Source organism: Ensifer sp. Root954 (assembly GCF_001429005.1).
GTDB lineage: Bacteria > Pseudomonadota > Alphaproteobacteria > Rhizobiales > Rhizobiaceae > Ensifer > Ensifer adhaerens.
Window position 1 is genome coordinate 127,071 of sequence record NZ_LMJM01000052.1, and the last position, 19,227, is coordinate 146,297.

8 protein-coding genes, 1 tRNA gene and 1 pseudogene are annotated in these 19,227 nt (G+C 61.2%); 7 read left to right on the top strand and 3 right to left on the bottom strand.

Annotated features, from left to right (window positions below; all coding sequences use genetic code 11):
• The first annotated feature begins 6 nt into the window (after nt 1-6).
• The 5 genes and pseudogenes from ASE71_RS31220 (at nt 7) to ASE71_RS31235 (ending at nt 6,177) form a co-directional block, all read left to right on the top strand.
• Nucleotides 7-1,278, top strand: a complete 1,272-nt coding sequence (locus ASE71_RS31220; protein ID WP_082566605.1) for an HNH endonuclease family protein — start codon at nt 7-9, stop codon at nt 1,276-1,278.
• Nucleotides 1,275-4,223: a type III restriction-modification system endonuclease gene (locus ASE71_RS31225; protein ID WP_060522315.1), complete on the top strand. Its 2,949-nt coding sequence runs from the start codon at nt 1,275-1,277 to the stop codon at nt 4,221-4,223. Before ASE71_RS31220 ends, ASE71_RS31225 begins: the two co-directional genes overlap by 4 nt.
• Nucleotides 4,224-4,416: 193 nt before the next feature.
• A pseudogene (locus tag ASE71_RS31230) lies at nt 4,417-4,972 on the top strand (transposase); the annotation flags it as partial.
• Nucleotides 4,973-5,019: 47 nt separating this feature from the next.
• A tRNA-OTHER gene (locus ASE71_RS36105) sits at nt 5,020-5,138 on the top strand.
• A 325-nt stretch (nt 5,139-5,463) separates the two neighbouring features.
• Nucleotides 5,464-6,177: a DNA helicase gene (locus ASE71_RS31235; RefSeq protein ID WP_060522316.1), complete on the top strand. Its 714-nt coding sequence runs from the start codon at nt 5,464-5,466 to the stop codon at nt 6,175-6,177.
• Between the two features lie 346 nt (nt 6,178-6,523).
• Here the strand turns inward: ASE71_RS31235 and pncB are convergent, their stop codons facing one another.
• The 3 genes from pncB to ASE71_RS31250 form a co-directional block, all read right to left on the bottom strand.
• Nucleotides 6,524-7,828: a nicotinate phosphoribosyltransferase gene (gene pncB, locus ASE71_RS31240; protein ID WP_034797014.1), complete on the bottom strand. Its 1,305-nt coding sequence runs from the start codon at nt 7,826-7,828 to the stop codon at nt 6,524-6,526.
• A 45-nt stretch (nt 7,829-7,873) separates the two neighbouring features.
• A complete protein-coding gene (gene pncA, locus ASE71_RS31245) occupies nt 7,874-8,473 on the bottom strand; it encodes a bifunctional nicotinamidase/pyrazinamidase (RefSeq protein WP_060522367.1) in 600 nt (199 codons plus the stop codon).
• A gap of 179 nt (nt 8,474-8,652) precedes the next feature.
• Entirely contained in the window at nt 8,653-9,840 is a 1,188-nt protein-coding gene (locus ASE71_RS31250; RefSeq protein WP_034797015.1) for a polysaccharide biosynthesis/export family protein, read from the bottom strand.
• A 408-nt stretch (nt 9,841-10,248) separates the two neighbouring features.
• Here ASE71_RS31250 and ASE71_RS31255 point away from each other — a divergent pair, with 408 nt between their 5' ends.
• Nucleotides 10,249-17,760, top strand: coding sequence for a type I polyketide synthase (locus ASE71_RS31255; protein WP_060522317.1), 7,512 nt, complete (start codon nt 10,249-10,251; stop codon nt 17,758-17,760).
• Nucleotides 17,757-19,172, top strand: coding sequence for an aminotransferase class I/II-fold pyridoxal phosphate-dependent enzyme (locus tag ASE71_RS31260; protein WP_060522318.1), 1,416 nt, complete (start codon nt 17,757-17,759; stop codon nt 19,170-19,172). The genes ASE71_RS31255 and ASE71_RS31260 overlap by 4 nt, the downstream gene beginning before the upstream one ends.
• Nucleotides 19,173-19,227 lie beyond the last annotated feature (55 nt).

Below are 19,227 nucleotides of genomic sequence, written 5' to 3' on the forward strand. Positions count from 1 at the left end.
CTGATCATGAGAATGAGTAAGAAGCCCCTTCCGATTTCTACGATTTGCGCCTGGCAGAGGAAGGTCGATCCGACCCCTGATTATCAGCGTCCGCCCGCCTGGTCGCGGAAGCAGAAGCAGCTTTTGATCGATTCCATTCTTCGCGAATACGACATTCCGAAGATGTACTGGCGCGCCGTCAGTCGTGACGACGGTGTGAAATACGAGGTTATCGACGGGCAGCAGCGTCTGCGGACGATCTGGGAATTCCGGTCGGGCGAGTTTGCCCTACCCCGCGATACCGATCCGGTGAATGGCTTCTCCTGCGCCGGAAAGACTTACGACCAGCTCGACCTCGATGTCAGCACGATCTTCGATGCGTATCCGGTGGACGTGGTTATCGTCGAAGACGCCGTACAGAACGACGAGGAGGATGAAGTCCGCGACATGTTCCTGCGGCTTCAGAACGGGACGACGCTTAAAGCGCAGGAAAAACGCAATGCCATGCCGGGGCAGATGCGTGACTTTGTGAAGGAACTCGCCCGGCATAAGTTTTTCGAGAACTGCAAGTTTAGCAATAAGCGCTTCACGTTCGACCAGGTTGCGGCGCAGGCTGTTTGCCTTGAGATGGCCGGCGGCCCGACAAGCGTTCGGGATGCCGATCTCAACCGCATGTATAACGAGAATGTTGTCTTTGACGGCAGCGGCAAGGTGGCAAAAAAGGTTCGCCGCGTCCTCGACTACCTGCTGCGGGCGTTCCCCGAGAAAACCCCCGAGCTTGAGCGTTACAACGTCATCACCCTCTATTGCCTCGCCTCGACGCTGCTGGAGAAATACGTCCATGCGGGGACGGAAAGCGCGCTCGCGGCTTGGTTCGTCGGCTTTGAAACCGAGCGGCGGGCGCAGGAAGACCTCGATGAGGAGCATCGGGACGCGACACTGGTCGAATATCGCCGCCTCACGAGCTATTCGACGGACGGCGAAGATTCGATCAGGGGACGGCTTGAGTATCTGGAAAAACGCTTCTTCCTCGCTTGCCCCGACATTCCGACGATCGATGTGATCCGTGTATTCACGCCGGAGCAGAGGCTCGCGATCTACCGCAAGGATGACGGACGCTGCCAAATCCATACACATTGCGGCGGGGAGAAGCTCGGCTGGGCCGACTGGCATGCCGACCACAAGGTACCGCACTCCAAAGGTGGGCAGACCACCGTGTCGAACGGACAGGTCGCTTGCCCGACCTGCAATCTGATTAAAAACAACACGCATCCTGATCTTGCCGAGGTAACCGGATGAAGCTCAAGTTCGATCCCTCCCTTCAGTATCAGCAGGATGCGATCAATGCCGTAGTTGGGGTCTTCGACGGCCAGCCGTTCGCGCAGACCGGGGCGATGGCGTTTCAGAACATCCAGATTGGCGGGCTGTTCCAGACCGAGTTTGGCATGGGCAACCGGCTTAATCTGCCGGATGACCAGATTCTGAAGAACGTCCACCGGGTTCAGGAAGCCAACGAGATTGAGAAGGTTGTGGCGCTTGAGGGCCGCGAGTTCTCCGTCGAAATGGAGACCGGCACGGGCAAGACGTATGTCTATCTGCGCTCGATATTCGAGCTAAACAAGACCTATGGCTTCAAGAAATTCATCATCGTCGTGCCGAGCGTCGCCATCCGCGAGGGCGTGCTCAAGAGCATCGAAACGATGAAGGAGCACTTCCAGACACTCTACGATAAGGCGCCGTTCGATCACTTCGTTTATGACAGCAAGCGCCTGGGCAAGGTGCGGCAGTTCGCGACCAGCAACCAGATTCAGATCATGGTCATCAATATCCAGTCCTTCCAGAAGGACGTGGCCGACAAGGATTTGTCGGAGATGACCGAGGACGAGCTGAAGAAGCTCAACGTCATCAACCGCGAGAACGATCGCATGTCGGGGCGACGGCCCATCGAGTTCATCCAGGCCGCCAATCCCATCGTCATCATCGACGAGCCGCAGAGCGTCGATACGACCGAGAAATCGCGCCGAGCTATCGGCAATCTCAATCCCATGGTGACGCTGCGCTACAGCGCCACCCATAAGAACCCGTACAACCTCGTCTACAAGCTCGATCCGATCAGGGCTTACGATTTGCGGCTAGTGAAGCGGATCGAGGTCGCGTCCGTGAGCTCGGACGAGAATTTCAACGATGCCTATGTGAAGCTGATCGCGACCGACAACACCAACGGCATCCGCGCCCGCGTAGAGATTCACAAGGAGGGCAAGGCTGGGCCGAAGGCCACGAAGATGTGGGTCAAGCAGGGCGACGATTTGTTCGTGAAGTCGGACGAGCGCGAGGCGTACCGCAACGGCTACATCGTTCAGAACATCGACTGCACACCCGGCTCCGAATATGTCGAGTTCAATCAGGGGCGGTTTCTGGAGCTCGGGCAGGAGACCGGGGGGCTCGCCGAAGACATCATGAAGGCGCAGGTCTACGAGACCGTCGAGCAGCATCTCAAGAAGGAGCGCGCGCTTAAGGGCAAGGGCATCAAGGTGCTCTCGCTCTTCTTCATCGACCGCGTCGCCAATTACCGCGTCTACAACGAAGACGGCACGACCAGCCTTGGCAAGATCGGCCAGTGGTTCGAGCAGGCGTACAAGGAGCTGACCGCCAAGCCGATCTACAAGGACCTGATCCCGTTCGACATTGTCGACGTTCATAACGGCTACTTCTCGCAGGACAAGCAGGGTCATGCGAAGGACACGCGCGGCAACACCGCCGATGACGAGGGCACCTACAATCTCATCATGCGGGAGAAGGAGCGACTGCTCGACCCCAATGTCGCGCTGCGCTTCATCTTTTCGCACTCCGCCCTGCGCGAGGGGTGGGACAATCCCAACGTCTTCCAGATTTGCACCCTCAACGAAACGCAGTCAGCCGACAAGAAGCGGCAGGAAATAGGGCGCGGGCTGCGTCTGCCCGTCAACGAGTCGGGTGAGCGGGTGCATGATGAATCGGTCAATCGCCTGACCGTCATCGCCAACGAGTCCTATGAGGACTTCGCGCGGACGCTCCAGACCGAATTCGAGGAGGATTTCGGCATCCGCTTCGGCAAGGTTGAGAAGATCGCTTTTGCCAAGCTCATGCGGCGGGCGGAAAACGGCACGGAAAGCGAAATCGGTCAGGACGAGTCGGCGAAGATATGGGCCGAGCTGGTGGCAGGTGGCTATCTCAATGCCGCGGGCGACATTTTGGACAAGTTCGATCCCAAAAACCCGCATTTCGAGCTAAAAGTGTCGGAGGCATTCGCCGACCTCCGCGCCGAAATCGTCGATGAGGTCAACCGCAAGGTCTTCAAGAACCGCATCGTCAACGCCCGCGACCGTCGCGAGCTGAAATTCCGCAAGGAAGTCCATCTGAGCGAGGATTTCCAGAAACTTTGGGACAAGATCAAGCACCGCACCCGCTACCGCGTGACCTTTGCTACGTCCGACCTCATCGAGAGGGCGCTCGCCCGCATCAAGCAGATCGAGCCAATCAAGGCTCCGCGCGTTGCCACGACCGTCGTGGAACTGGACATTGCCGATGCGGGTGTGTCGGCGGACAGGCAGATCGCGACCCGAGTTCGCGAAGCCGAGCCGGTGAAAGTGCTGCCGGACATCCTCGCCTTCCTGCAAAAGGAGACGGAGCTGACCCGGCACACCCTTGCGGAGATATTGAAACGCTCGGGCAGGCTTGGCGAGTTCAAGGTGAACCCCCAGGCTTTTATGGCGGCGGTCGCCAAGGAAACCTCACACGCGCTTCACGACCTGATGCTTGAGGGCATCCAATACGAGAAGATCGCCGGGGCTCATTGGGAGCAAAGCCGCATCGAGCAGGACGCCGAGGAAGGGATCGTTCGTTACCTGAGCAATCTCTACGAGGTGCAGAACCGCGAGAAATCGCTGTTTGATGCGATTGAGTACGAATCCGAGGTCGAGAAGAAGTTCGCCCGCGACCTCGATAGCAACGAGAACGTCAAGCTGTTCATCAAGCTGCCGTCCTGGTTCAAGATCGATACTCCCATCGGGACCTACAATCCCGACTGGGCCTTCGTCACCGAGCGGGAGGAAAAGCTCTACTTCGTGCGCGAAACCAAGAGCACCGTGGATTCCGAAGAGCGCCGCACCAAGGAAAACCAGAAGATCACCTGCGGACGCAAGCACTTCGAATCCATCGGCGTCGATTACGCCGTCGTCACCTCGCTGGCGGAGGTGGCCTTTTGACCGACCCGTGCCCGTAGCAGTTGATCTCGCCTGTATCGGCGGGCGAGAGCGAGGACCTGCTGGCCGGAAAGAACAAGGAAGACGGCCTGCGGCGCATTCAGGCGCTGTTCGCCGACTGGAAACCTCGAAATACCTCCCCCTTTCCCGAGTTTTCTGATTCAATCCGGCTTGCGTGATTTGCAGGGAACGGATGATGCGGGGACAGCCTGGTTTTTGGGATTTGGACGAGCGGTACGAGCGGTTGAGTGCGGTAGGTGATCCGCTGGAGAAGCTCAACGCAATCATTCCCTGGCCTGTATTTGAGAAGCCGTTGGCGAAGGCATTGAAACGGTCCGACGGATCGAAGGGCGGGCGTCCGCCGTTCCCGGCGGTGCTGATGTTCAAGATCCTGGTGCTGCAGGCACTGTACAATCTCTCCGACGACCAGGCGGAGTTCGTCATCCAGGACCGGCTCTCGTTCATGCGGTTCCTGGGCCTTTCCCTGTCCGAGAAGGTACCGGACGCCAAGACGATTTGGCTGTTCCGCGATGCGGACCGGTGCCATCGACAATCTGTTCGCCCGTTTCGACAAGCATCTCTCACGGTCCGGCTATCTGGCCAAGGGCGGGCAGATCGTCGACGCGACGATCATCCAGCCCCCCCGGCAGCACAACAGTCAGGACGAAAAAGAGACGATCAAGGCTGGCGAAATCCCCGAGGACTGGAAGGACAAGCCCGCCAAGCTCGCGCAGAAGGATCGCGATGCGCGTTCGCGGATCACCGATTCAGCGGTAATTCGAGGTCTCCGATCGGGGAGGCAGCTCAGAACGGCACCAAAACCTCACAAAGAGCAGGTCGCTACAGCGTTACAAAATTCAACTCAACATATTGATTTTTAAGGATCTGTCGAGAGTTCAAATCTCTCTAGCAGCACCAGTTTTCTCTTAAAGAAATCAAATTGATACTCGCTCGTAGCACCGCGTGCTTTTGCGGTCTGCGAATGTTTTCGCCTGTCCTATCGCCCCAAACGAGCAGGATCTAGGGCGCCCGCGAAAGACGCGCGCCAGGCCGCAGAATTTCTCATCGGATGCAATTTTCGCCTGCTGCCATCTGCGTTATGCTGCGATTCGGGCGCGCCCACGCCTCCCCCCTCCGATCGGGAAAGTAGATTCCATACCGGGCACTCTCATCATCGAACCGACTGTTGGGGCAATGCGCACAAGGAGGGACTGCGACGATCGCTCGTACCAGGAGGTTGCCGATGAAACTGACTGCACCGATCTACCATTTGAAACGCAGGGCGAAACGCCTGTGCCGTGAAGAAGCCATCCCGCTCCATGAAGCGCTTGATCGCATTGCCGTTCAGGAGGGCTACTCCACTTGGAGCCTGCTTGCGGCACGACAAACGACTGCCGGCACCGCGGCGAGTATGCTTGCCCAGCTCGCTCCCGGAGATCTCGTGGTCCTCGGCGCACGCCCCGGCCAGGGCAAGACGCTGAAGAGCCTCGAGCTTGCCGTAGAGGCGATGAGGGCCGGCCATCGCGCCTACTTCTTCACACTGGAATATACCGTGACGGACGTCATCGAGCGTTTTGCGACCATCAGGGCCGACCATGGCCGGTTTGCCCCGCTGTTCGAGATCGATTGCTCCGACACGATCAGCGCCGACCATATCGTCGGTAAGCTGTCCAAGGCCGATCCCGGCACGCTGGTGGTCGTCGATTACCTCCAGCTTCTCGATCAGCGACGTGACAACCCCGCTCTTGGCGATCAGGTGCGCAAATTGAGGGCATTCGCGCGGCAACGCGGGCTGATCATCATCTTCATCTCGCAGATCGATCGATCCTTCGAAGCCGCCGTGAAACCACTTCCGGACCTGGACGATATCCGGATGCCGAACCCCGTCGATCTCCGGCTTTTCGACAAGGCCTACTTCTTGAACAAGGGCGAAGCGAGGCTACTGGCGATAAACTGAAACAAGAGCCTGCCTCGCTGACTCCCGGAACGTATTTCCCGATGCTGCGTTATCGTTTCAAAGGCAGCAACGCGGAGGCTTCTCAATGAAAGGTATCGTTCTCTGGCTTATGGGCGTGCCGCTCATCGTCATCATCCTTCTCTACATGTTCGTATTCTAGAGAAGCAAAATGCAACGGCAGGTTGGCAGATTAACGCAACCTTAAGATTCCACTGCCAGATTTGATATTGCGATGATGGACAATCGCAACATCTTTGATCCCCTTTTGAAACCGGCTCCTGCCGGTTTCTTTTTTTGCAAGATCGCTGAGCACGCGGCGTCGTTTGACTTAGGCGTTACTTGGCGGTCAGACCTTAACCGCCTGCTCAACGAAATCCTGCGAGCCAAAGAACTTGAGGTAGCGCTCGACCTCGGCCGGGTCACCGGTCGCCTTGCGCGGATTGTCGGAGAGTTTTACAGCCGGCCGGCCATCCGCCTCGCTGACCTTGCAGACGATCGAGATCGGACTGAGGCCGCTGATTTCCGTCGGCGCGCAACCGGCAAAATCATTGGTGAGGTTGGTGCCCCAGCCGAAGCTCATGCGCACGCGCCCCTCGAAGTGGCGGTACGTCTCGATGATCGTGTCGACGTCGAGACCATCGGAGAAGATCAGCAGCTTTTCCCGGGGATCCCGTCCCATCTTCTTCCACCAGGCGACGATTTTTTCGCCACCTTCGATCGGCGGCGCGCTGTCCGGCCGAAAGCCCGTCCAGTCCGCCACCCATTTCGGCGCGTCGCGCAGGAACGCCGCTGTGCCGAAGGCATCGGGCAGCACGATCAGGAGATTGCCGCCATAGAGTTGGTTCCAGTCCTGCAGCACCTTGTAGGGGGCGGCGGCCAGTTCCTTGTCGTTGCGGGCAAGGGCCGCGGCCACCATCGGCAATTCGTGTGCGTTGGTACCAAGCGCCTCCAGATCGTTGTCCATCGCGAGCAAGACATTGCTGGTCCCGGAGAACGAACTGCCAATCCCTTCCTTCAACGCCTCGACGCACCAGCGCTGCCAAAGGAAGCTGTGGCGGCGGCGCGTGCCGAAATCGGAGATCCTGAGGTTAGGGTACTGCCGCAGCCGCTCGACTTTGGACCACATCTTGGCCTTGGCGCGGGCATAGAGCACATCGAGGGTAAAGGGACCGAGGCCCTTCATCGCCGAGCGCGAGCGCAGCTCGTTGATGATCGCCAGCGCCGGGATCTCCCACATGGTGGTCTCTGCCCAGCGGCCGCGGAAGGTCAGCTCGAACTGGCCGTCGCTGCGTTTCAGCTCATAATCCGGCAGGCGGAACTTGGCTAGCCAGGCGAGAAACTCCGGCGAGAAGATCTGCTTGCGGCCATAGAAGGTATTACCCGCAAGCCAGATCATTTCCTTCTTGGAGAAACGCAGTTCGCGCGCGTGATCGAGTTGCTCGCGCAGTTCCTGCTCATCGATCTCGTCGGCGAGCCGCACCGTCTTCGTACGGTTGATCAGCGAAAAGGTCGCGTCGACATCCGGATAGAGCTGCCAGATCATCTGCAGCATCAGGAGTTTATAGAAATCCGTGTCCAGCAGGCTGCGTACGATCGGGTCGAGTTTCCAGGCATGATTGTAGACGCGCCTGGCGATATCGGTCTTCGTCATCGGTGAAATTGCTCCTTCCTCTTGGGCGAGGCTAGATCATCTCGGCTAGTTCAGCTCGACGCCGGCATCACGCATACGCGTCACCATGGCATTAAGCGAGCCGTTGAGGTCGATGCCCCGACAGGCATCGAGAACGACCGTGGTCGAGAATCCCTGCGCCACCGCGTCGAGCGCGGAGAAGGCGACGCAGAAATCGGTCGCGAGCCCGCAGAGCGTCACCTTTTTGATACCGCGGTCCCTGAGATAGCCGGAAAGGCCGGTCGGCGTCCGGCGGTCGTTTTCAAAGAAGGCGGAATAGCTGTCGATTTGCGCGCGGAAACCCTTGCGGATCAAAAGTTCGGCGCGGGTCCATTCGAGCGCCGGATGGAAATCGGCACCGGCGCTGCCCTGTACGCAATGATCCGGCCAGAGCGTCTGCGCGCCATAGGGCATGGCGATCATTTCGAAGGGATTTTTGCCGGGATGGCTGGAGGCAAAGCTGGAGTGGCCGGAGGGATGCCAATCCTGGGTCAGAACCACATGCTCGAAGCGGCCGATCAGCCCGTTAATCATCGGCACGATCTCGTCGCCGCCCGCAACACCAAGCGCTCCGCCCGGGCAGAAATCGTTCTGCACATCCACGACGATCAAGGCTTTATCCGCCATCATTCACCTCTGGACGATCAACTGCTTATCGATCACCAAAATCGATTTAAGTCCAAGATCAATCATAGAATTTGAGCGACGACAAGCCAGTTCCGCAGGCTTCCGAGATCGGAAGGGCAGATAAGCAAAAAGGGCGTCGGCCATGGCCGACGCCCTCGAACAAATGCGATCGAAAACGATCAGTTTCCGAGATTGTTGATGTTATCTGCGATCGAGAAGCCGGAATTGGCGATGCCGACCGGCTGGGCGACGAAGTTCAGGAACTTCGAGAAATCGACCGACGGGTGACGCGAGGCATAGATGACGTCGCGGTTCTTGACCGGGAAGGTCTGGCCGACAATCAGGCTGTCCGGCTTGCTCATGTCAAAGCGGTAGACGATCGGGTAGCGACCCACGCTGTCGGTCTTCATGCCCTTACGCAGCATTTCGTTGAAACGCTGCTGACCGAGCAGGCTCATGACCACATCAGGCTCTTCGTAACGGAAGATGAAATAGCCCTTCATGTCGAGCGTGTAGTCCGAGCCACCGCCCGCAAGGCCCATCGCCTCGAGCAGATTGAGATCGTTGGCGCCGAATTCGACGCGCTGGTTGGCCTTGACCGCACCGAGGATCGTGAAGCGGCGCGGATCGCGCGTCACGAAGATCTGGTCGCCCGGCTTGACGTGGATATTTTCCGACGGGTTCTCGATGATCGACTTCAGGAGAACCGTTCCGGTCTTCTTGCCGCGCACCAATGTGACGAAGGTTTCATAGGGCTGCGCGACCGGGCCACCGGCCTTGGCGATGACCTCATTGATCGTTTCGTCGACGAGACTCAGCGGCACCACCGACGATTTGCCGACGGCACCCGAAACCGTAACGTTGCGCGATGCGGTGCTCATGCTCGTTACGATGACGTCGGGCTCAACTGCCTTCTGCTTCAGCGCTTCCAGAATTTCCTGGCGCGCCTGCTCCAGTGTCAGGCCGGCAAACTTGACCGGGCCGACATAGGGGATGGCAGCCTTGCCATCCGGCTGAACGACGAGATCGATGCTCGTCTGCTTGGAGTCCTGCGTCGAGAACAAGCCGTCGCTGCCGGCTTCGAAGATCGAGACCTTAAGCTGGTCGCCAACGCCGATGACGACGCGGCCAACACCGCCGCCAATGCCGAAACGACGATTAAGCGTCGAGGAGACATAATCGGAAACGAGACGCGCGGAGCGTCCGTCCACATCGACGATGTCGAAAACCGTTGCATTCTGGCGGCCGATCTCGGCGCCTGACTGGCCGGCGTCCTTGACGATCGCTCCGGCCAACGGCCCCTCACCAGGCACAGCCTGGCATCCGACGAGGGCGGAACAAAGCAGAAGGGCACTGACTCGTTTCAACTACGACACTCCACATTCGGCACAGCCATGATTTTGCTCATGGTTCCGCGCCGCATCATCCCCCGGCAGGGAATTTCGCCGGTCTCTGAAAAGCACAATCGCCGTCCCACAACAAGTCACCTCAAGACCAAGACGGGCAATTTATTTGAGCCCGCGTCTTTCTGGTCATACCTTCGATACCTTGAGCGTGGTTTGTCGCCCAATCCGACTTGGACTGGCGTTGACAGCGTGTATATCTTCAGTCTTTGGGGTTGAAAGCTAGGGACTTTAAGTTAAAAGCTGACTAATGAGGCGGAACGAATATAGCTGGGGATAGCCCGCAAGCATGACGATTGGCGATTGCATTTCAACTTCCGCCGCGCAATCGCAGGTGCAACTTTAACGGCATTTTAGAGCGTTCGATCATACATGGCTGTTGAGATTATTGGGCGTGCATGCCTCGCCCCTGGAGCAGAATCGCCCTCGGCGTTGTTCAAACTTCTACGTCAGGGCAAGTGCACCGTCACCAGCATTCCATCGGATCGCTGGGACGTGGCGCGATTCTGGCATCCCGTCATGGGCACGCAGGGGAAGACCTATTCCTTCGCGGCCGGCGTGCTGGATCAACTCTATGATTTCGATCCGGCCGTCTTCGGCATGTCGCAGCGCGAGGCCATGTATATGGACCCGCAGCAGCGCGTGCTGCTCCAGCTCGCCTGGCGGGCGCTTGAAGACGCCAACATCTCGGCGACGTCGCTGCACGGCGAAAACGTCGGTGTCTATATCGGCGCATCGAGCCTCGACCACGCCAACCTGACGGTCGAGGATCCGGCTGCAGCTGGCCCTTACTTCATGACCGGCAACACCCTGTCGATCGTCTCCAACCGCATCTCGCACATCTTCGGCCTCAGCGGCCCGAGCATGACGGTCGACACCGCCTGCTCCTCCTCGCTGGTCGCCCTCGACCAGGCGATGCGGGCGCTCAACGCCGGGGAGATCGACACGGCGATCGTCGGCGGCGTCAACATCCTTGCCCACCCCCTGCCCTTCGTCGGCTTCGCCCAGGCACGCATGCTGTCGCCGGAAGGCCTCTGCCGCGCCTATGACAACGACGGCGCCGGCTACGTGCGCGCCGAAGGCGGCGTGGTCTTCGTGCTGCGCCGTTCCGACCGGGCGCGCCGCGAGAAAGACCGCAGCTATGCGCGCATCGTCGCGACCGGCGTGAATTCGGCCGGCCGCACCAACGGCATTTCGCTGCCGTCGCGCGAAGCCCAGGCCAACCTGCTGAGAGCGATCTACGAAGGAAACGGCATCGACGCCAATCAGGTGGCCTTCGTCGAAGGCCACGGTACCGGCACCAAGGTCGGCGACCCGGCGGAAGTCTGGTCGATCGGAACGGTCATCGGCGCCAAGCGCCGGGCGCCTGTGCCGATCGGCTCGATCAAGTCGAACATCGGCCATACGGAACCCGCCTCCGGCCTCTTCGGCATGCTGAAGGCCATGATGGCGCTTGAGAACAACTACCTGCCGGCTTCGCTGCATTTCGACACGCCAAACGAGCATATCGACTTCGATGGTCTGAACGTCCGCGTCACGGCAAACCCGATCGAGCTTCTGCGCGGCAAGCGCGCGCGCCTTGCCGGCATCAACTCGTTCGGCTTCGGCGGCGCCAATGCGCACGTCGTTATCAGCGACCCGGAACCGGCCGCCGATGAAAAGGCCGCAAACCCGTCGTCTTCGGGACATGTGTTCCTCGCAAGCGCTCATACGCAGTCGAGCCTGGAAGCCCTTCTCAAGGATTACAAGACCGCTTTCGCGCATGCTTCCAAAGGTGAAGCCCGTGCGATGATCGCCGCATCGGGTGCCAACCGCACCCATATGCGCCATCGGTTTGCCGCTCGCAGCGACCAGCCCGAAGATATCGTCCGAGCGATCGCCAGCCACCTGGAAAAGCCCGGCTCGGATATCGGTGAGGTCGGCGAGGCCGTCGTTCGCGACGCCAAGGTCGCGTTCGTGTTCTCCGGCAACGGCTCGCAATGGGCCGGCATGGGTGTGGAAGCCTTCCGCGAAAACCTGCATTTCCGCCAGTGTTTCACCTCGGTCAGCGCGCTGTTCAAGTTCCATTCGGATATCGCGCTCACCGATCTCCTGACCGATCCTGATCTCGACAAGAAGCTTGCCGACACGAAGATCGCCCAGCCGCTGCTGTTTGCGGTGCAGGCCGCCCTGTCGGATTCGCTGGTTGCCATGGGCATCAAGCCGGTCGCCGTCTTCGGTCACTCCGTCGGCGAAATCGCCGCGGCCTATGCCGCCGGCGCGCTGTCGCTCGTCGATGCCGTTTCGATCGTTGCGAAACGTTCGCTGCATCAGGACCTGCTTGCCGGCCACGGCACGATGGCGGCCGTCATGCTCGGTGAAGAGGCTGCTCGCGCCTTTGCCGAGGCTCGCGGTCTTGACGAACTCTGCGTTGCTGCGGTCAACGCCCATAATTCCGTGACGATCTCGGGCCCGGCCGACCAGATCTCGGCCTTCCGCGATGCCGCCCGCAAGGCGAAGATCCCGGTCCAGATCCTCGATATCAACTATCCGTTCCATCATCCGATCATCGATCGGGCGAAGGATGCCTTCCTCTCGGACATCCCCGATATCGCACCGCGCCGCACCGAACTCGCCTATCTTTCGACGGTCACTGGTGCCGCGCTCGAGGGCACGCAGCTCGATCCGGAATACTGGTGGAAGAACGTTCGCGAGCCGGTCCGCTTCCAGGCGGCTGCGGAAGCCGCGATCGAAATGGGCTGCCGCCTGTTCATCGAGATTTCGCCGCGCCCGATCCTGTCGTCCTACGTCAAGGAGACGATCAAGCAGGCAGCAGCCCCCGGCATGGTGGTGCCCACGCTGCTCAGAGACGTCGCCGAAAGCGGCCAGGATCCGATCTCGGCCGCGATGGCACGTGCCGTTGCGCACGGCGCCGTCGTGGATACGACCCGGGTATTCGGCAAGCGCAATGCATCGATCGCCCTGCCAAGCCTGCCCTTCGAGCCCGTCGAACTGCGCCCAGCGGCAACAACTGATGCCACCGACCTGTTCGGCCGGATTGCCAGACCATACCGCCTGACCGGCTGGCGCAGCGATCCGAACAGCGGCAGCTGGAAAAACCATATCGACGCCCATCTCTTCCCGGATCTTGCCGAACACGTGGTGGACGGCAAGGCGATCCTGCCGGGCAGCGGCTTCATCGAGATCGCCGTTGCTGCGGCACAGCAGTTCTATGGCAGCGAAGAAGTCGAGATCACCAATCTCGAAATCGTCCGGCCGCTGGAACTCAGCGACACAAAAATCATGGAGCTGTCGACCGTCCTTTCGCCAGAGACCGGCGACATCGAAATCCGCTCGCGTGAACGGCTGTCGGAAGACGACTGGGCCGTGCACGCGGTTGCCCGCTGCCGCAAGCCGCTGCCGGCCGGGGACCGCGCCTATCCATCGCTCGCAGGCCTCGCCAAGACGGCAACGGTGGCACCGGGTCGCGCCTATGAGACGGCGCGGCAATTCGGCCTCGACTACGGTCCTCGCTTCCAGCTGCTCGCAAAAGCGGTTGCCTATGGCGACCGCTTGGTCGATGTCGAGCTGAAGACGGCCGAAGCCACCGGACACCCGCTGGTCAGCTATGCCCTGAACCCGATCTCGGTCGATGCGACCTTCCACGGGCTGGTGGCGCTCTTCGACCGATTCACCGGCGACAAGAGCGGCGCACCCTATATTCCCGTCCGCTTCGGTTCGGTTCGTGTCGTCAATGGCGGCCTGCCGATCGCGCGCGCGATGATCGAAATTGAACGCGTCAGCACCAATTCGATCAAGGCGAAGTTCCACTTCTTCGGCCAGTCGGGCGAGCCGATCGCGCATTTCGAGGATTGCCGTTTCCGCCGCACCTATCTGCGCAAGCACAAGACGCTCGATGCGCTGTCCTTCCACTACGAGGCAGTACAATCGGAAGCCGCCCTGCCAGGCCTTCTGCGCAACAGCCTTGCGCCGGTATCGATCGCAATGCCGGCCGCCGGCGAGGCTGGTGTCGACAATGCGACGCTGCTCTTCAATGCCGCGATCTACCGCGCCTGCCAGGAGATCGCCCTCAAGCTCGGTAAGGGGCGTTCCACGATCCAGGGCGGCAATCTGCCTGGCGATTTCGCCTTCCAATGTTTTCTGACGAGCTGCCTCTACGTGCTCGAAGATGCCGGGCTCTGTGAGCACAAGGATGGTGTGTGGACCGTCGCGCAGGAATTCAACCTGCCGAGCGTGCCTGAAATTCTGAGCGAACTTTACGGCGAACGGCCTGACCGCGCCGTCGAGGCCGTGCTGATCAACAACGCCTATGCGGAAGCCCTTGCCCGCATCGACGCCCTGCATGCGGGCGACGAAGCGGCCTCGGGATCGAGCTTCATCAGCGACGCCACGATCGACCATCAGGCGGTTCATTCGGAGGCAAGCCGCCAGCGCATGGCCTTCGTGCTGGAGGCTCTCGAAACGGCGCTATCGGCACAGTCCGCCGGAGCGCGCCTGCGCATCGTCGAACTCGGCAGCGTATCCGCCGGTTTCACTAAGCGTCTGGCCACTCTTGCCGAAAAGCATGGTGCAAGCCTCACCGTGTTCGAAGCACGCGATAACGCCCAGCGCGGCCTTGAGCTAGCCTTCGAAAACGACGCCCATGTACACATCCTCAAGAAGGGCGAACTCGCGACGCTTGCGGCCTTCGATCTTGCTGTCAGCGCGTCCGATGGGTTCTACGGCCTGATCGAGGACGATGTGGCGGTTCGCACAGCGTTGCGCACGGCACTGCGCGCTACGGGTGGACTGATTGCCGCGGTCAGCGCGCCATCGCTGTTCAACGACTTCGCGCTTGGCCTGTCCGAGGGCTGGTTCGCGCGCAGCCAGACGGCGGAGTTTCCGATCGGCAACCTCGCGGCGGCGCCGCACTGGCAGAAATGCCTCGACGATCTCGACCTGCGAGACACCGACATTGCCGACCGCGAATGTGCAAGCGGCAACGTCATCCTGCTCGAAGCGCGTGGCGCAGCAACTGCTGCCGCAGACGCGGCGGTGCCGGCATCCGTCCCCCACCTGCTGCTGGAGATCGCGGGGCACGAACAGCGCGAGCCCTCTGATTCAGCCGTTCGCGTCAGCCTGACCGGCGATGCGGCTGCGGACAAGGCCGCGCTCCTGCCAGCCTTCGAGACGCTGGGGGGCCAACCGCTTCGGGCAGTCTTCCTTGCCTTGCCGGCGGCCGCGTCGCGCACCGACGATTCCGCCTCTCTACAAACACAGATCCTCGCGCTCGGCACATTTGCCGAAGCATTGCGCCAGCATATCGGCGGTACGGAGCCAGCGGACGACAAACGGCCCCGTCTCGTGCTTGTCGCGCCGGGTGGCGCACCGATCGCCAGCCGGACGGTCGGCGCGGCGGTCGCAAGCGACGGCGTCAATGCCGGCCTCTGGGCTTTCGCACGCGTGCTTCAGAACGAATACGAGTTCCTCGACGTCCACTCGCTCGACATCGACGGTTCACCGACGACGGATGCTCAGATGGCTGCGGCATTGCCGCTGCTTGGCGCGATGGGAGTAAACCGCGAATGGCTGCTCGAAGGCGAGGCTGGCGCTGCGCTTTCGGAGATCCGCGCCGTGCCTGGCCCGGTCGACAATGCGCACGCGGCAACGGCTGCCTTCAAGGCTGCAACCATCCGCCAGCGCGTCAGCTCTCAGGTCGGCAGCATCGTCTGGGAAGAAAGCGACATCCCCTCGGCAGGCCCGGGTGAAGTCGTCGTTGCGGTCGCAGCCACCGGCCTCAACTTCCGCGACGTAATGTGGGCGATGGGCCTTCTGCCGGAAGAGGCGCTCGAAGACGGCTTCGCAGGCGCGACGATCGGCATGGAGCTTTCGGGCCACGTGGTCGCGGTCGGCGACGGCGTCGATGACCTCGCCGTGGGCGATGCCGTCATGGCGATTGCATCCTCCGCCTTCTCGACCCACGCGGTCGTTTCGCGCGCCGGCGTCGCCAGGTTGCCGCAATCGGTCAGCCCCGTCGCCGCGGCGACGGTTCCGGTCGCGTTCCTGACTGCCTATTACGCGATGGTCGAGCTTGGACGGATCCAGCCTGACGAAACGATCCTCATCCATGGCGCCGCCGGCGGCGTCGGCCTTGCCGCGCTGCAGATCGCAAAGCTGAAGGGCGCCAAGATCATCGCCACGGCAGGATCGCGCGAGAAGCGTCGCTTCCTGTCGATGCTGGGTGCCGATCACGTCTTTGATTCCCGTTCGCTCGATTTCGTCAACGACGTTCGCGCGGTGACGGGCGGTGAAGGCGTCGATCTCGTGCTCAACTCGCTGTTCGCCGAGGCCATGGAGCAGAGCCTGGCGCTGGTGAAGCCCTTTGGCCGCTTCCTTGAGCTTGGCAAGCGCGACTATTACGCCGACAGCAAGATCGGCCTTCGGCCGTTCCGCCGCAATGTCAGCTATTTCGGCATCGACGCCGACCAGTTGCTGGTCAATCAGCCGAAGCTGACCAAGCGGATCTTCACCGAGATCGGAGCGCTGTTCGAAGACGGCAAGCTGACGCCGCTTCCCTATCGCGCCTTCGACTTCGACGAGATCGGCAACGCCTTCCGACTGATGCAGAATGCCGGGCATATCGGCAAGATCGTCGTGCTTCCTCCGGTCGCCGGCACGCACCGCGTTGCCAAGCGTCCGCATGGCGGCATGAAGGTCGATCCGAACGGCATGCATCTCGTCGTCGGCGGCATCGGCGGTTTCGGCCTGGCTGCCGCCAACTGGCTCGTCGAAAAGGGTGCGACGAAGGTCGCGCTCTGCTCACGCCGCGGCCTGGCGGACGCCGAAACGACGGCAATGATCGAAGCTTGGACGAAGGCTGGCGTATCCGCCACGGTTCATGCCTGCGACGTCACCGATCCGGCAGCGACGGAGCGCCTGCTCAAGACGTTGCGCGCCGTGGCACCGCTGCGCTCGATCGTCCATGCCGCAATGGTGCTCGACGACGCGCTGATCAGCAACCTCAACCGCGAGCGAAACCGGCCGGTCATCGACACCAAGGCCAAGGGTGCCGCGGTTCTCGATCAACTGACCAGCGGCGACAAGATCGACAACTTCATCCTGTTCTCGTCGGCGACGACACTCGTCGGCAACCCCGGACAGGCGAACTACGTCGCAGCCAACGGCTATCTCGAAGGTCTCGCCCGCGCCCGTCGCGCACGCGGCCTTGCGGGTCTCGCCGTCGGGTTCGGCGCCATCGCCGACAGGGGCTATCTGGTCCAGAACACGGATGTGAACGACATCCTCGCCAAGCGCATCGGCAAGACCGCGCTGAAGGCGCAGACGGCACTCGACATGGTCGAGAGCCACCTGGCCTTCGATCCAGGCACCGTCGATGCGGCAACCGTGATGATTTCAGAGATCGACTGGTCGGCGGCACGCAATCTGCCTGTCGCCAAGAACGCGCTCTTCGAAGTCATCCTGCGCAGCGCCGACCAGCATGCGACGGGCGGCGAAGGCACCAAGATGGATCTCGTCGCGATGATCGAGGGCAAGTCGCCGCAGGAAGCCGAAGACATTCTCTTCGACCTCGTCGCCGGCGAGATCGCCGCAATCCTGCGCGTATCGAAGGATACGGTCACGCGCAGCAAGGTTCTGAAGGAAATCGGCCTCGACAGCCTCATGGCCGTCGAACTCGGCATGAGCTTCCAGCAGAACACCGGCTTCGACATGCCGCTCAGCGGCGTCGCCGACAACACGACGGTTGGCGATGTCGCCCGCAAGCTCTATGAGAAGGTGAGCAAGCGCGACCAGAGCGACGATGCCGAGGCCGCCGACGACAAGATTGTCAGCGAACTTGCGCAGCGGCACGTCGGAACGGCGAAGGAAAAAGCACAAGGCCAATGAGCACGAACGGAAACGGTCCAGGCGCATCCAAGATGACCAGCAGCCTCAAAGAGAACCTGCTGGACCGGATGAGAAACACGCATCAATCCTCCGAGCGCAACCGCATGGCGCGCTCGGAGCGGGAGATGCCGCCGCCGGCACGCCGGCAGCAGGCCCGTTTCGAAGACCTGCCGGAATACAAGCAGGTGATGACCCAGAAGTTCGCAAGCGAGCAGCTCGGCATCGCCAATCCATTCTATCGTGCGCACCAGACGGCGGCGGGCGCGACCACCGTCATCGACGGCCGGAAGCTGATCAACTTCGCCTCCTATGACTATCTTGGCCTCAATCGCCATGCGGAGGTGCTTGCGCGGGCACGCGATACCATCGGCACCTTCGGCATTTCCGCCTCGGCGAGCCGCCTCGTCGCCGGCGAGCGCCCGGTGCATGTGGCGCTGGAAGAGAAGATCGCCGGCTTCTATGGCGTCGATGCCGCCGTCTGCTTCGTCAGCGGCTATCTCACCAATGTCGCCGCCATCAGCTGCCTGATGGGACCGAAGGACCTCGTCGTCCACGACGAATTCATCCACAACAGCGCCCTTGCCGGCGTCAAGCTCTCGGGCGCGACACGACGCCTGTTCAAGCACAATGACGTCGCCGACCTCGAACACGTGCTGCGCACCGTTGCCGGCGACTATCGCCGCATCATGGTCATCGTCGAGGGCATCTACTCGATGGACGGCGATGTCGCCGACCTGCCGGCACTTCTGAAGCTCCGGGCCGAATACGGCTTCTGGCTGATGGTCGACGAAGCGCATTCGCTCGGCGTTCTCGGCAAGACCGGCCGCGGGCTTGCAGAGCATTTCGGCGTCGATCCCCGCGAGATCGACATCTGGATGGGCACGCTCTCCAAGACCACGTCGAGCTGCGGCGGCTACATCGCCGGCAGTGAAGCGCTGGTCGAGGTGCTGAAGGCATCGGCCGGCGGCTTCGTCTACAGCGTCGGCCTTGCGCCGGTGCTGGCGGCCGCGGCAACCACAAGCCTGGAGGTGCTGGAACGGGAGCCGACGCGCACGGCGGCGCTGCGCCGCAACGGCGCGCTCTTCCTCAAGCTTGCCAAGGAAGCGGGGCTCGACACCGGCCTCAGCAGCGGATTTTCCGTGGTTCCGGTTCTGGTTGGCGATTCCCTGCGAGCGGTGCAGCTGTCGAACGACCTGCTTGCAGAAGGGGTCAATGCGCTGCCGATCATCCACCCGGCGGTCCCGGAAGGCCTGGCTCGGCTGCGCTTCTTCATCACCAGCGACCACACGGAAGAGCAGATCCGGCGCACGGTAACACTCACGGCCGAGCGTCTGGCCGACCTTACCGAACGCAACTTCGGCCTTGGCGGCATCGACATCGACCAGATGATGAAAGCGCTCTCGGCGCGCTGACCTGGTCGCATTTGCTGCCGAGTCACGCGGTTGCCGAAGCAGAGCCGCTTCGTAC